Source organism: Gordonia sp. CPCC 206044, from assembly GCF_048537895.1.
In the GTDB taxonomy this organism is placed as follows: Bacteria; Actinomycetota; Actinomycetes; order Mycobacteriales; family Mycobacteriaceae; genus Gordonia.
Genome location: NZ_JBCLVL010000003.1, coordinates 386656 through 401426, shown reverse-complemented (window position 1 = coordinate 401426; position 14771 = coordinate 386656). Strand labels below are relative to the sequence as shown.

The 14771-nt window shown below is 67.8% G+C and carries 14 protein-coding genes and 1 pseudogene; 11 read left to right on the top strand and 4 right to left on the bottom strand.

The window, feature by feature from the left end:
• Positions 1-57: 57 nt before the first annotated feature.
• The gene (locus AAFP35_RS06390; RefSeq protein WP_419220708.1) at positions 58-1869 is read left to right on the top strand and encodes a hydroxysqualene dehydroxylase; all 1812 of its coding nucleotides are present in this window, start codon (positions 58-60) and stop codon (positions 1867-1869) included.
• A 73-nt stretch (positions 1870-1942) separates the two neighbouring features.
• Positions 1943-2545 carry a TetR/AcrR family transcriptional regulator gene (locus AAFP35_RS06385; RefSeq protein ID WP_419220707.1) on the top strand — a complete coding sequence of 201 codons (603 nt, stop codon included), beginning with the start codon at positions 1943-1945 and terminating at the stop codon, positions 2543-2545.
• Here AAFP35_RS06385 and AAFP35_RS06380 read toward each other — a convergent pair.
• Positions 2533-3036, bottom strand: coding sequence for an NUDIX domain-containing protein (locus AAFP35_RS06380; protein WP_419220789.1), 504 nt, complete (start codon positions 3034-3036; stop codon positions 2533-2535). The genes AAFP35_RS06385 and AAFP35_RS06380 overlap by 13 nt on opposite strands.
• Before the next feature lie 111 nt (positions 3037-3147).
• On the opposite strand from AAFP35_RS06380, the gene AAFP35_RS06375 reads away from it, so the two are divergent.
• The 4 genes from AAFP35_RS06375 (at position 3148) to rsgA (ending at position 6152) form a co-directional block, all read left to right on the top strand.
• Positions 3148-3384, top strand: a complete 237-nt coding sequence (locus AAFP35_RS06375; protein ID WP_419220706.1) for a hypothetical protein — start codon at positions 3148-3150, stop codon at positions 3382-3384.
• A gap of 3 nt (positions 3385-3387) precedes the next feature.
• Positions 3388-3774 (top strand): VOC family protein, encoded by a 387-nt coding sequence (locus AAFP35_RS06370; protein ID WP_419220705.1) that lies wholly within the window; start codon positions 3388-3390, stop codon positions 3772-3774.
• An 85-nt stretch (positions 3775-3859) separates the two neighbouring features.
• Positions 3860-5128 carry a 3-phosphoshikimate 1-carboxyvinyltransferase gene (gene aroA / locus AAFP35_RS06365; protein WP_419220704.1) on the top strand — a complete coding sequence of 423 codons (1269 nt, stop codon included), beginning with the start codon at positions 3860-3862 and terminating at the stop codon, positions 5126-5128.
• 1 nt (position 5129) lies between these two features.
• Positions 5130-6152, top strand: a complete 1023-nt coding sequence (gene rsgA / locus AAFP35_RS06360; protein ID WP_419220703.1) for a ribosome small subunit-dependent GTPase A — start codon at positions 5130-5132, stop codon at positions 6150-6152.
• 30 nt (positions 6153-6182) lie between these two features.
• Here the strand turns inward: rsgA and AAFP35_RS06355 are convergent, their stop codons facing one another.
• Both AAFP35_RS06355 and AAFP35_RS06350 read right to left on the bottom strand, forming a co-directional pair.
• Complete coding sequence (locus AAFP35_RS06355; protein WP_419220702.1) at positions 6183-6920, bottom strand: GntR family transcriptional regulator; 738 nt, start codon at positions 6918-6920, stop codon at positions 6183-6185.
• 58 nt (positions 6921-6978) lie between these two features.
• A complete protein-coding gene (locus tag AAFP35_RS06350; RefSeq protein ID WP_419220701.1) occupies positions 6979-7998 on the bottom strand; it encodes a LacI family DNA-binding transcriptional regulator in 1020 nt (339 codons plus the stop codon).
• Between the two features lie 136 nt (positions 7999-8134).
• Between AAFP35_RS06350 and AAFP35_RS06345 the strand changes: the two genes are divergently transcribed.
• The 5 genes and pseudogenes from AAFP35_RS06345 to AAFP35_RS06325 form a co-directional block, all read left to right on the top strand.
• On the top strand, positions 8135-9322 hold the full coding sequence (locus AAFP35_RS06345; RefSeq protein WP_419220700.1) for a phytanoyl-CoA dioxygenase family protein: 1188 nt from the start codon (positions 8135-8137) through the stop codon (positions 9320-9322).
• A gap of 16 nt (positions 9323-9338) precedes the next feature.
• Positions 9339-10154, top strand: a complete 816-nt coding sequence (locus AAFP35_RS06340) for an SDR family oxidoreductase (RefSeq protein ID WP_419220699.1) — start codon at positions 9339-9341, stop codon at positions 10152-10154.
• Entirely contained in the window at positions 10154-11188 is a 1035-nt protein-coding gene (locus AAFP35_RS06335; RefSeq protein WP_419220698.1) for a Gfo/Idh/MocA family protein, read from the top strand. Before AAFP35_RS06340 ends, AAFP35_RS06335 begins: the two co-directional genes overlap by 1 nt.
• A gap of 11 nt (positions 11189-11199) precedes the next feature.
• Positions 11200-12087 (top strand): TIM barrel protein, encoded by an 888-nt coding sequence (locus AAFP35_RS06330; protein ID WP_419220697.1) that lies wholly within the window; start codon positions 11200-11202, stop codon positions 12085-12087.
• A pseudogene (locus AAFP35_RS06325) lies at positions 12084-12788 on the top strand (Gfo/Idh/MocA family protein); the annotation flags it as partial. The gene AAFP35_RS06330 and the pseudogene AAFP35_RS06325, both read left to right, overlap by 4 nt.
• A 645-nt stretch (positions 12789-13433) precedes the next feature.
• Here the strand turns inward: AAFP35_RS06325 and AAFP35_RS06320 are convergent.
• Positions 13434-14585, bottom strand: coding sequence for a substrate-binding domain-containing protein (locus tag AAFP35_RS06320; RefSeq protein WP_419220696.1), 1152 nt, complete (start codon positions 14583-14585; stop codon positions 13434-13436).
• Between the last annotated feature and the right edge of the window lie 186 nt (positions 14586-14771).

Below are 14771 nucleotides of genomic sequence, written 5' to 3'. Positions count from 1 at the left end.
CTCGTACGTGATACACCTCACACCAGTCAGGGCTGACTGGTATGAGGAGGATGCGCGATGGACGACAACCCAGGGGATGTCACGCGGCGTTCGGTGCTGAAAGGTGCGGCCGCTGCGGCGGTCCTGGCGGGGACCGCGGTGGCCATGCCGAATGTGGCCGTCCCATCCGCCCAGGCCGTGCCGCGATCCGGGCGGGCACGCGGGCGTGACGTCGCGGTGTTCGGCGGCGGGATGTCCGGCCTGGCGACCGCCCACGAGCTGATCGAGCGAGGCTTCCGCGTCACCGTCTACGAGCCGGCGTACCTCGGCGGCAAGGCCCGCAGCCACGATGTGCCCGGCACCGCCCGCGGCGGCCGCAGGGCACTTCCCGGTGAGCACGGGTTCCGCTTCTTCCCCGGTTGCTATCAGCACGTGCCGGAATCCATGGAACGCATCCCCCTCGCAGGTGGCGGCAACGTCAAGGATCGACATCTGATCAATGTCGAGACGGCGGTGGTCGCGTTCGACGAATCCGGGTATGCGCCCACCACGGCGCCCGCGTCGATCATGGGTTTCGTCGAACACGCGCCGTCGATCGTCGCCCTGGACAACCTGCGCAACGCCTTCACGACCGGGCTCAAGTTCGTCGTCGACATCCCGCCGACCGAACTCGCCTATTTCGTCACGCGCGAACTCGTCATCGCGACCAGCTGCACCGAACGCCGGCTCGGCCAGTGGGAGAACCAGTCCTGGGTGCAGTTCGTCAAAGCGAAGGGCAAATCTCCTGCCTACCAGGCGTATTTGGCCGGCGCGCTGACCCGGGCCCTGGTGGCGGCCAAGTCGCACACGGCATCGGCGCGCACGATCGGACAGATCGGTCTGGCACTTGCCACCTCGGCGACCGGACTCGTCGGACAGTACGACGCCGGACTCGTCCAGGGTGGTGTGGACCGAATCCTCAACGCGCCCACCAATCATGCGTGGATCGATCCGTGGGTGGCCTACCTCCGCCGGCGCGGGGTGAGCTTCGTGATGGACGAGGGCGTCGCCGCCTTCGACGTCTCCGGCGGCCGCGTCACCGGTGCCCGACTACAGTCCGGCGGAAACGTCGATGCGGACTGGTACGTCTCGGCGATCCCCCTCGACCGCCTCAAGCCGCTGCTCACCCCGACACTGGTCGCCGCTGACCCATCACTCGCGGGAATCCGTCGGCTACAGGACGATTGGATGGTCGGCATCCAGTACTTCCTCTCGCGACCGTCGGACCTGCCCCCGGGCCACATCGCGGCGATGGGCACCCCCTGGGCGCTCACCGGCCTCTACCAGGCGAAGCCGTGGGGAGTCGACTTCGCCACGACCTACGGCGACGGCCAAACCCGGGATTGCCTGTCGATCGACATCTCCGATTGGGAGAAGCCCGGCATCCTCTACGGCAAGCCCGCCCGCCAGTGCACCAAACAGCAGATCGCCCGCGAGGTGTGGGCACAGATGGGCCGCGCGATGAATGCCGGAGGCAAGCGAATCCTGCGCAGCGAGGACATCGTGACCTGGTCCCTCGATCCCGGGATCACCTGGAATCCCACGATCGCCAACGCCACACCGTTGATGGTCAACACCGCGGGCTCCTACCGGCATCGGCCGACAGCTCATACCCGCATCCCCAACTTCTTCATCGCCGGTGACCACGTGCGCACCAACATCGACCTCGCAACGATGGAGGGCGCCAACGAATCCGGCCGACGCGTGGCCAACGCCGTGCTCGCCGCGGCCGACAGCCCCGCCCGCCCCGCCACCGTTCATCCCCTCTGGGAGTTGCCGTTACTCGATCCGTTCAAGGCCGAGGACCGCAAGCGATACCGAGCCGGGCTGCCCCACTTCCTCGACGTGTGAACCTGTTGACGTGTGAACCCGTTTCCCGCGCACGTCATAGGATCCCTGCCGTGAAGCGATCGGCGTACCAGACGTGACGCGGCCAACCGGACCGGCAACCCGAGGGCGCGGAGATCTGTCGCGGACCCGCATCCTGGATGCGGCCATCCGGGTCCTCGTCGAGCGTGGATATGCCAACACCAGCACGCTGGCCATCCAGGCCGAGGCCGGCGTCAGCCGCGGTCGGTTGCTGCATCACTATCCGTCCCGCGACAAACTGCTGATGGCCGCGGTCGATCATCTGGCCCGCACCCGCATCGAGGAGATGCCCGCCCAGGTGGAATGGCCCGACGACCCGGCCGAACGGATCGGACCCGCGGTGGACCTGGGCTGGTCGACCTTCCATCAGCCGTACTTCGTGGCGTCGATGGAGCTGTGGATCGCGGCGCGTACCAACGAGGCGTTGCGCAGCGCGTTGGTGCCCACCGAACGGCAACTCGGGCCGACCGTACGCCGAGCGGTCGCCGGCTTCCTCGGACCCGAATTGACCTCGCGGCCAAGATATCCCGAACTATTTCCACTGTTGTTGTCGAGTATGCGCGGGGTGGCGACGACGTATCTGATCGATCGTCGCGACCCCACGACGGACCCCCACCTGCAACTGTGGAAGGCGATGACCGCGCTCTACCTGCTCTGAGGTCCGCCCGCACGGAGAGCGGCCTCGAGGCGGTCGACGAATGCCGCCTGTGCCGGATTGAGTTTGGTCCGGGCCAGATCGGGGGTGCACCAGTCGGCACGATCGACTTCCGGGAAGCTCTGCATTCGACCGGACTTCGGTGGCCACTGCATCTCGAACGTGTTGCTCGCCACGGTCGACGGGTCGAGATCGCCTTCCAGCCCGAACGCGGTCACCACCTTGCCGCTGGCGAGGGTGACCTCGCCGAGCGGCACCGACGGACCGTCCGGGGCCGGCGAACCGACCTCCTCGGCGAACTCACGGCGTGCCGTGGTCGCGGCATCCTCTCCCTCTTCGTACAAGCCCTTGGGGATCGACCACGCCCCGTCGTCCTTGCGCGCCCACAGCGGACCCCCCGGATGCACGATCAGCACCTCGAGGCCCGCGAGACCGCGCCGATAGAGCAACAGCCCGGCACTTCGTCTCGTCACCTGTCTCGTCACGACGCCCATTGTGCACGCGATGCCCGCCGACCCGCTCGGGGCGCCCTCACGTCGACGGCGACTCGAAGTCAACGGCCCGGTCACCCGCGACAACGGTGCCTGTCGGCCTATCGTTGGTGCATGTCCGACAGCCCACGCCACGACATCGAGCCTGCCGACGCGCTCGCCGACGACGACCCCGACCAACCGCACCGATATCCGCACGACCCGGCGTTCGCGTTCGAGGACGCGACCCCGATCGGTGAGACCGACCGGATCGCGCGCGAGCGGGCCGCCTATGAAGCCGGTCGACATGGGAACGACAGCTACCGGGGCCACGCCCTCGGCGGCTCCGGTGGCACCACCGAGGGCCAGTAGTCGATGGAGGTGCTGGGCAGCCGGGTCCTGCTGCGTTCCCCCGATCCGGCCCGACTACAGGAGTTCTATCGCGACCGGCTGAAACTCGCCGTCGCACGCGAGTACCCGGGCGGTGTCGTCTTCCACGCAGGCAACGGTCTCATCGAGATCCCGACGCATCTGACCCGGGACGAGGTCACCGGCCAGGGGGCCGACGCAGCCCTGTGGTTGCAGGTCCGCGACATCGCCTCGACCGCGTCGGAGCTCGGCGACGCCGGGGTACCGATCGCTCGAGAGGCACGCACCGAGCCGTGGGGGCTGATCGAGATGCATGTCACCGACCCGGACGGGCGGACGCTCATCGTCGTCGAGGTCCCCGCGGATCATCCGCTACGGCGCGACACCCGGTGATGGCGCGACGACACGGTCGTCGACACACGCCGCTCGTGGCCTCGCGTGGTCCGACGGCTCGGTTCGACATGACAAACTGGAGCGCATGAGCACCTGGAGCGCGCCCACCGTCACCGCACCGGTGGCGGCCACCGTCGAGCTGCCCGGCTCCAAATCGATCACCAACCGCGCCTTCATCCTCGCGGCCCTCGCCGACGGTCCGTCGACGATCCGTGGCGCATTGCGCAGTCGGGACACCAACCTGATGCTGTCGGGTCTGTCGGCCATGGGTGTCGGCGTACGCACCGACCCCGCCGACGAGACGACGATCGGGATCGAACCACACCCGTTGCACGGCGGCGAGGTCGACTGTGGCCTGGCCGGCACCGTCATGCGGTTCCTGCCGCCGGTGGCCGCTTTCGCCGAGGGCGTCGTGGCGTTCGACGGCGACGAACAGGCGCGCGCCCGGCCCCTGGCCACCATCCTGGACGCACTGCGCAGCCTGGGCACCGAGATCTCCGGCGACCGTCTGCCCTTCACCGTCACCGGGAGGGGCTCCGCACGAGGCGGGACGGTGACCATCGACGCGTCGGCGTCGTCGCAGTTCGTGTCCGGCCTGCTGCTGTCGGCGGCACGTTTCGACGACGGACTCGTCGTCCATCACGACGGTCCCCCGGTCCCGTCGATGCCGCACATCGAGATGACGCTGGCCATGCTGGCCACGGCCGGGGTGGACGTCGAGCGGCCCGACCGCACCACCTGGCGCGTGGCTCCCGGCCCGATCCGGGCGATCGACTGGGTGATCGAACCGGACCTGTCCAACGCCGCCGCGTTCCTCGCCGCCGCCGCGGTCACCGGCGGTGCGATCACCGTGCCGCGCTGGCCGGTCACCACGACACAACCGGGCGCGCAGATCGTCGACATCGTCGCCGAGATGGGCTGTGCCGTCGAGCATGCCGACGACGGCGCGTTGACCGTGCGCGGACCAGAGAAACTCACCGGCATCACCATCGATCTCCGTGACGTCGGCGAGCTGACCCCGACGGTCGCCGCGATGTGCGCACTGGCCGACGGCGAGTCGGTGCTGTCGGGCATCGCGCACCTGCGTGGTCACGAAACCGACCGTCTGGCAGCACTTTCCACAGAGATCGAGCGCCTCGGCGGCACCTGCGCACAGACGCCGGACGGCCTGCGCATCACGCCGGCACCACTGCACGGCGGAGTCTGGATGTCCTACGCCGATCACCGAATGGCCACCGCGGGTGCGCTCATCGGATTGGTCGTCAAGGGCGTCAGCGTCGACGACATCGAGACGACAGGCAAGACACTGCCCGACTTCCCGGGCATGTGGCAGCGGATGATCGGGCACATCTGACGTGTCCCGGCGCCCGTCCTCCTACGACGAATCCGATGTCCGGGTACGTCCGGGGAAGGGCAGTCGTCCCCGCACCAAACAGCGTCCGAGTCACGACGACGCCCTCGAGGCGATGGTGGTGTCGGTCGACCGGGGACGGTGGGGCTGCGCGGTCGACGACGATCCGGATCGCGTGGTGGTGGCGATGCGCGCCCGGGAACTCGGCCGCACCCCGGTCGTGGTCGGTGATCGGGTGTCGGTGGTCGGCGACCTGACCGGGCGCCCGGACACGTTGGCGCGCATCGTGAAGGTGGCCGAACGAAGCACCGTGCTGCGTCGGACCGCCGACGACACCGACCCGTATGAACGAATCGTCGTCGCCAACGCCGACCAGTTGTTGATCGTGACCGCCCTCGCCGATCCGCCGCCTCGCACCGGTTTCGTCGAACGCGCGCTGGCCGCGGCATACGTCGGTGGACTGAGTCCTGTGCTCTGCCTGACGAAGTCCGACCTCGCCGATCCCCGCGAGTTCACCGCGGCATTCGCCGACCTGGACCTGCCCATCGTGCTCGCCGGCCGTGACGACCCCCTGGACGCGGTGTCGTCGATCCTCGCCGGTCATCTCACCGCACTGATCGGACATTCCGGTGTCGGCAAGTCGACGCTGGTGAATCGTCTGGTACCCGAAGCAGATCGGGCCACCGCAGAGGTGTCGGGAGTCGGCAAGGGCCGGCACACCTCCACGCAGTCGGTGGTCTTGCCGCTGCCCGGGACCACCGGAGCGCAGGGATGGGTGGTCGACACCCCCGGTATCCGATCCTTCGGGCTCGCCCACGTCACCCCCGACGACATCGTCGATGCCTTCGACGACCTGCGCGACGCCATCGAGGACTGTCCACGCGGCTGCACCCATCTCGGACCGCCCGCCGACCCGGAATGCGCGTTGGACCGACTCGAGGGGAACTCGCATCGGCGGGCGATGGCGGTGCGCCATCTGCTGGTGGCGGTGTCCGGGCACTCCCCCGATCAGGCCCCGGCCGAATGATCCTGTGACGCTCGGCGTCTCGGCGATCCGTCAGCGGTCGACGACGGTGGTCTCGAAGAAGTAGCGATCTGCGCGATATGCGTGCCGGCCGACCTCGACGACACGTCCCGCGTCGTCGAACGCGGTGCGCTGCATGGTGAGCAGCGGAGCCCCCGCCTGGTCACCGAGCAATGCGGCCTCCTCCTCGGAGGCGGCCTTCGCGCCGATGCGCTGCCGGGCGAGGCGGATGTGCACACCCCTGCTGCGCAGGCCCTTGTACAGACCGCCGTTCTCGAGTTCGCCTGCCGGCGGGCAGATCTCGGCGGGCAGGTGATTGACCATGAGCGCCAACGGCTCCCCGCCCGCGCAGCGCAGGCGCTTGACGGTGACCGCCTCGGCACCGACCGGCATCGCGAGTTCGGTGCGGAGTTCGTCGTCGGGCACGCTGATCCGGTACTCGAGCAGCTGGGTGGTGGGATGCATTCCGGCAGTGGACAGATCGTCGTAGAGGCTGGTCAGCTCCACCGACCGGTGGACCGGGCTCTGCACGACCTGTGTGCCGACACCACGTTTGCGGACCACCACGCCTTTGTCGACGAGCTCCTGGATCGCCTGCCGAATGGTCGGCCGGGACAACTTGAGCCGACCGGCCATGTCGAGTTCGTTCTCGAGTCGATCACCGGGCGTCAGGTCACCGCGGACGATGGCGGCCTCGATGGCCTGTGCGAGCTGGTGGTACAGCGGAATCGGCGTGGACCGATCGAGTTCCACCGCGATGGGCGTGGTCACCCGGCCACACTAACACCAGAAACCCGGACATTAATATGTCATGACAAGTTTTCGCGGCTCAATCCGGCACGTTGTGCGGCGTGATGATCTGGATACCCGAGGCGCGCGGCCGGTGTTCGCCCGGCAACGCCCCGTGAAAAGCCATCACCGCGTGGGCCACCTGACGCATGTCCGCACGCAGATCGTGATGCAGCACCGCGGTGAGGTGTCCGCTGCGCAGAAGCGTCCGGTTGGCGTCGCCGAGATCGTGGCCGATGAATGCCTCGCAGGTACGGTCGGCATCCGCGAAGGCAGCGACGATCCCCCGATTCCCGCCACCGATCGAGTAGACGGCCGCGATGTCCCGATTCTCGCTCAACGCCTGCGTGGTGAGCGCCGCGCAGGTCTCGTCGAGGCCGTCGGACTCGGAGACCTCGACGAGACATCGCGCCGGATCGTAGGTACGCATCGCGGTCCGGAACCCCATTTCCCGTTCCTCCTCGCCGCGGAACATGGTGCTGCTGGTCATCACCAGCACATCGGCCGACACGTGGCGAAGCCACTGACACATGAGATAGCCGGCGGTGGCGCCGGCCGCGCGATTGTCCATGCCGACATAGGCGATCCGCGTACTCATCGGGACGTCGGTGACCAGCGTGATGACCGGGATCCGCACGGCCGTCAGTCGCCCGATGGCAGCCGCGACCTCCGGGGTGTCGGGCGCCTTGAGCACCACGCCGTGACTGCCGTGCCGGGCGAGTTGATCGAGTTCGGCGATCAGTTCGTCGGTACCCCAGGTCTCGCGCAGGTGATACCTCGCACGGATCACCGCGGGACGCAGACCCGGCAACTCGAGTTCCAGCGCCTCGCGCACGAGGCCGGAGAACTGGCGGGGTGTCTCCATGACGACATCGATCATGAAGCGTCGACCGGACAGCCGCAGCTGGGTGTGTTGCCGATCCAGATCAGCGATCGCCTGCTCCACCTGCAACACCGTGCCGCCGCGGACACCGGGCCGTCGATGCAGGACCCGGTCCACGGTGGCCTCGCTGACCCCGGCCTGTCTGGCGATCTCGCGGATCGGATAGCGATGTGGCACGGAACACTCCTGAGGGATTCTTGATGGAAATATGCCCTTGTCCGGACAATAGGATCTTGCCATTCTGATCGGGTGAACCCGGCGGAAACGCCAGGACCTGTTTGCCGAGACCTTCATTCCCGAGAGGAACGCCCGCATGACACTGCGCAGCGCCAGCACCGACGGCACCGCCCTGGGCGCCGGCCGGATCACCGAAGCCAAGTGCGACCTGGCCGACTTCGTGGCTCTCATCGAACGCGGCACCGATCTCGCCGATTACCCGCATGCCTCCCACAGCGACCGCGGCGTGTTGTTCTACGACTCGGCCGCGGTGACCGCGACCACCGACGAAGCACGCGAGGTACTCGCCGACGAGCTGGCCGACGCCTTGTTGAACGGCCCCGGCATCGTCGTGTTCACGGGGGCCTTCGACGAACGGCACGGCCTGGCCGAGGCCACCGCACTGTTCGGCCGGATCATCGCGGACCAGCACGACGCAGGCATCGCCAACGGCGACCATTTCGCCAAGCCGGGCGCCAACGACCGGGTCTGGAATGCGCTGCAGAAGTTCGCCGAGCGCGATCCGGAGCTGTACAGCCGCTACTACGCCAACGACGTCCTGGCTCTCGTCTGCCAGGCCTGGCTCGGCCCCTGGTATCAGATGACCTCGTCGGTCAACGTCGTCAATCCCGGTGGGGAGGCACAGAATCCGCATCGCGATTACCACCTCGGATTCATGTCGACCGATACCGCCGAGATGTTCCGCGCGCATGTCCATCGCCTGTCACCTGCGCTCACCCTGCAGGGTGCGGTCGCGCACGTCGACATGCCGGTCGAGTCGGGACCCACGATGTATCTCCCCTACTCGCAGCGCTACGAGGCCGGATATCTCGCCTTCAACCTGCCCGAGTTCCGCCGCTACTTCGCCGACAACTACGTGCAACTGCCACTGGCGGCCGGTGACGCGGTGTTCTTCAATCCCGCGCTGTTCCACGCCGCGGGCCACAACACGTCGTCGGACATCAAACGCATGGCCAACCTGCTGCAGGTGTCGTCGGCGTTCGGCCGGGCCATGGACGCGGTGGACCGCTCGGCGATGCTGCGGTGGATCTATCCCGCCCTTCAGAAGCTCGCGGGTAGCGGTGACCAGCGCGCGGTGGCGAACGTGATCGCGGCCAGTGCCGAGGGATACGCGTTCCCCAGCAACCTCGACCTCGACCAGCCGATCACCGGGCTGACCGGCGAATCTCAGGCACAGTTGCTCACCCGCGCACTCGCCGACGGCTTCACCGCGGAACGTTTCGACGTCGAGTTGTCGGCGCTCGACGCACGGCACATCCCGTGATCGCGCGCCACACCGGATGCCAGAAAGGAATCCGACGGTGACCGTTGCATCATCGAGGCTGCTCGAGGACAAGGTGCTCCTCGTCAGCGGCGGCACGCAGGGACTCGGTGCCGCGATCGTCCGGACAGCCGTGGACGCCGGCGCCCACGTCGTGTTCAGCGGCCGAAACACCGAGAGGGGCGCCCGACTCGTCGACGAGTTCACCGATCACGAGACCGCCACGGTGCGGTTCGTCGCGACAGATCTCACCGATCCCGCGGCTGCGGCCGATTCAGTGGCCGCGACGGTCGCGGAGTTCGGGCGGATCGATTGTCTGGTGAACGCGGCGGGCACCACGAGCCGCGGCACCCTGATCGACACCTCACCCGAGTTGTTCGACGAGCACGTCGCGGTCAATCTGCGGGCTCCGTTCTTCACGATGCAGGCCGCGGTCACCGACATGGTCGGGCGCGGCGCGCCGGGTGCCATCGTCAACATCATCACGATGTCGTCGTACGGCGGCCAACCGTTCCTCGCACCGTATTCGGCCACCAAGGCCGGGCTTGTCGGTCTCACCAAGAACGCGGCTCACGCGCACCGCTGGGATCGCGTTCGTATCAATGGGATCAACATCGGCTGGACGGAGACCGAGGGCGAGGCCGACATCCAGAAGCGCTTTCACGGCGCCGACGACACGTGGATCGACGAGGCCAACGCATCGGTACCGATGGGCAAGCTCGGGCAGCCCGACGAGATCGCCGATTTCGTCGTGTTCCTGCTGTCCGATCGCAGTGGTGTGGTGACCGGTTCGGTCATCGACTGGGATCAGATCGTCATGGGAGGATTCGACTGATGGGACTCACGATCGGCATCATCGGTCTGGGACGGATCGGCGGTTTTCACGCCGACACGCTCAGTGGCCTGCCAGACGTCGACGGTCTGATCGTCGCCGATGCGAACCCGGCCGCGGTGGACGCGACCACCGGCCGGATCCCCACGGCCCGGGCAGTCCGCGACGCCGATGCCGTGCTGACGGCAGGCGTGGACGCCGTGGTGATCGCCAGCGCCACCCCGACCCATGCGGCACTCATCGAGAAGTCGGTGGGAGCAGGACTTCCCACGTTCTGCGAGAAACCCATCGCACTGTCGGTGGCGGACTCTGCAGAGCTGGTCCGTCGGATTCGCGACGTCGACGTCCCGGTCCAGATCGGCTACAACAGGCGCTTCGATCCGGCGATGGCGGCGGCCCGCGCCGCCGTCGCCGCCGGAGAGCTCGGTTTCGTCACCACGGTCCGGTCCACGACGCTCGATCCGGCACCACCCCCGGCCGCGTACGTTGCCGCTTCGGGCGGCATCTTCCGAGATTGCGCCGTACACGATTTCGACACCGTCCGTTGGGTTCTCGACGACGAGGTGGTCGAGGTCCATGCGGTGGGCGGCAATCAGGGTGACCCATCATTCGTCGATGCCGGCGATGTCGACTCGGCGTCGGTCCTGCTGACCTTTGCGTCCGGCACGATCGGGGTGGTGTCGGTGACCCGGTACAACGGCCGCGGCTACGACTGTCGACTCGAGGTACACGGCAGCGACGATTCGGTGGTCGCCGGCTGGGACGACCACACGCCGGTGCGCAACACGCAGCCCGGCAGCACCTTTCCCGTCGGTCCGGCGCATCGCTTCTTCATGGACCGATTCGCCGCGGCGTATCGGGCCGAGTTGTCGGCGTTCTGCGCGGTCGCCGCCGGACACGCGACGTCGCCGTGCTCGGTGCACGACGCGCTCGAGGTCGCGCTGATCGCCGAGGCCGCTACCCGATCCGTCGAGCACCATCGTCCGGTGCGCATCGACGAGATCCGTTCCGAATTCTTTGCACCACAACCACAGTGAGGACCCTCATGATGACCGACAACCTCCGTGTCGCCGCCGCACCCATTTCGTGGGGTGTCTGCGAGGTCCCCGGATGGGGACATCAACTCGCCCCTGAACGCGTCCTCGGCGAGATGGCCGCCCTGGGTGTGACGGCGGCCGAGACGGGGCCCGCGGGTTACCTGCCGTCGGCGCCGGAACAGTTGCGAGAGATGTTGTCTTCCTACGGATTGAGTTGCGTCGGCTCGTTTGTTCCGGTCGTACTCCATCGCGCTGATCAGGATCCGGCTCCCGAGGTCACCGAGGTGCTCGATCGACTCGAGACATCCGGTGGTGACGTCGTCGTGCTGGCGGCAGCCACCGGCGTCGACGGCTACGATGCCCGTCCGGATCTGTCCGAGACGGAATGGACGACGCTGCTGGCGAACCTGGACCGGCTCGGTGAACTGGCGGCCGCGCGCGGGGTGACCGCGGTCTTGCATCCACACGTCGGGACGATGGTGGAGCAGCACGCCGAAGTCCGACGGGTGCTGGAGGATTCGTCGATCGGGCTCTGTCTGGACACCGGCCACCTGTTGATCGGAGGCACCGACCCTCTCGAACTCACCCAGGCGTACACGAACCGTATCCGGCACGTCCATCTCAAGGATGTGCGCGTCGACCTCGCCGAACAGGTCCAACGCGGCGACATGACGTACACCGACGCGGTGCGGTCCGGTATGTATGTACCGCTCGGGGCGGGCGAGGCACGTATCGCACAGGTCGTCGCGACGTTGGTCGATGCCGGGTTCGACGGTTGGTATGTGCTCGAACAGGACACCATCCTGGCCGACGAGGCCGCGGGCGATGCCGCTGCCGGTGATGTCGCCGTGTCGATGTCGTTCCTGCGGACGACGGCACAGCGGGCGGTGCGGGTGTGACCGACCGTCCCTTGCGCATCGGCGTGCTGGGCGCATCCCGGATTGCCGAAGATGCCATCGTCGGCCCGGCCCGCACGCTCGGCCATCGCCTCGTGGCGGTGGCCGCCCGGGACCGTGGCCGTGCGGAGGCTTTTGCGGCGCGTTTCGGTGTGGAACGAGTGCTCGGCAGCTACCAGGACGTGATCGACGATCCCGAGGTCGACGTCGTCTACAACCCGCTCGCCAATGCGCTGCACGGGCCGTGGAATCTGGCTGCGGTCCGCGCCGGAAAACCGGTCCTCTCGGAGAAACCGTTCGCGCGCAACGTGATCGAGGCGCAGGAGGTGGCCGATGCCGCCCGCACCGCCGGTGTCGTGGTGCTCGAGGGGTTCCATCACCTCTTTCACCCGCTGATGGGGCGGATTCGTGATCTGCTCGACGCAGACACCGTCGGTGAGATCCGACAGATCGAGGTGGTGATGGCGATGCCGTCTCCGGGTGTCGACGACCCGCGCTGGTCTTACGACCTGGCGGGCGGCGCGTTGATGGATCTGGGCTGCTACGGCCTTCATATGTCACGCACGCTGGGCCGCTGGTGTGGCGGGCCGCCGGAGATCACGGGCGGCAGCGCGCGCCTGCGGGGCCCGCAGATCGACGAGTCCGCGGTGATCCACGTACGCTTCCCCAACGGTGCCACCGGTGTGCTGGCGAACTCGATGATCGGGACCGGATCAGGCGGTCCCGGCGCCGGGAGCGAAGCGAGCGGGCCGAATCCACACGGCGCCGGGAGCGAAGCGAGCGGGCCGAATCCACACGGCGCCGGGAGCGAAGCGAGCGGGCCGAATCCACACGGCGCCGGGAGCGAAGCGAGCGGGCCGAATCCACACGGCGCCGGGAGCGAAGCGAGCGGGCCGAATCCACACGGCGCCGGGAGCGAAGCGAGCGGGCCGAATCTTCACGGCGCCGGGAGCGAAGCGAGCGGGCCGGAACCTCATGGCGCCGAATATGTTTTCGGTCTGCGTGTGGTCGGCGACTCCGGCTCGCTCTTCGCTCACGATTTCCTCGGCCCCAATCGCGACGATCGGCTCACCATCGTCGATGCGGCGCGCGGCACCGTGTCCGTGGAGCATCTGGGCACCCGTTCGACATACACCTATCAACTAGAGGCGTTCGCGAATGCCGTCCTGCGCGGTGCGCCGTTGCCCATCGATCTCGATGACGCGGTCGAGAACATGCGTTACCTCGACACTGCGTACAAGGCGATCGGCCTGGATCCGCGCTGACCGCGGGAGCATCCGCAGGCCCGTCGCGACGGCGGCGGATGCTCCCGTCGCGCACCGATTGATCTGGATCGGTCCGGCGGCGGGTCAGGCGTCCATGCACTCCACGAGTTTGCCGGCCTCGCGCGCCTTGATCGTCCACACCTCTTGCTGGTCTGCGGGCAGCGCGATGACGATGGCGTCGATGTCCGGATCGTCGATGAGATCCTCGTAGAGGCCGTAGCTCACCATGATGCCGAGCCGGTCGGCGATCTCCCACGCGACCGCGGTCGACGCGCTGGCCACCACCTCGATCGGCCCGGAAATCCTTCCGGGGGTGCCGAGTTCGTGTACGAGCGCATCGTCGCAGGTATCGGCCAGGAGCCCCCAGCGGAGTCGACCGGCCGCACTGGCGGCGGCCTCCCACCCGGCGGGTGGCGCTGTGGTGGCGCGCACCATGAGTGCGGGGTCGAGAGCCCGGGCACCGTAGAAGCCGCACCCGCCGGTGTCGGCGACCCGGTCGGCGTCACCCGTCGATGCCACCGCGTCGATCGCGGCGCGCGCCAATCCGGCCACGTCCTGACGGATCGTGGTCAGGTTGAGATGGCCGAGCACGGCATGCGGACCGTCGTCGTAACCGATCACCGACATGTCCTCGGGTACCCGGACACCGCTGTGCCGCACCACATCGATGAATCCGACGGCCATGCGGTCGTTGGCGAGGAAGACAGCACTGGGCAGGTCTCCTTCGGCGAGGAGTCGCTCCGCGGCGAGAGCCCCGGCCTCCTCGGTGTAGTCGCCCACCAGGGTTCGACATTCGTCGCGCAGTCCGGCTGCGGCCATGGCACCGAGATAACCGCGAAGCCGCTCACTGGCGCAAGGGTGGTCGCCGCCCTCGACGTGAGCGATCGAGGTGTGCCCGAGGTCGATCAGGTGTTGGACCGCCAGCTGCGCGCCACGCCATTCATCTGTCCCGACGGTGACCGCGGTCAGGTTCGGCAGCCGCTCCCCGATGATCACCACCGGCACCGGGATGTCGAACCGATCGCCGTGTTCGGCCCCGACGACGATGATCGCCGCGCAGCCCTGACCGACCAGGTCGGCGACGGCCCGCTCACGGCTACGTCGCGGCGTGTGCACACCCAGCGAAAGGCGGTATCCGGCGTCGTCGGCAGCCGCATACAGTTCGTCGACGAGGTCCGCCTCGAACGGGCTCGACGCGCCGAAGATGACACCGACGATGGGTTGTTCACCGATCATGCCCCCACCCTTTCTGTTGGCTCACAATCTATCCCGCGGGTGTGCGCCGATCGGGCACTTCCGCCGATCGAGCAGCGACCGAGCCCCGGCCACCCACCGACAGAACACAAACCCAACCCAACCAACTCGCCGATCGAGTACAAATCGAGCCCAACCAACCCACCGACCGAACAGAAACCGAGCCCA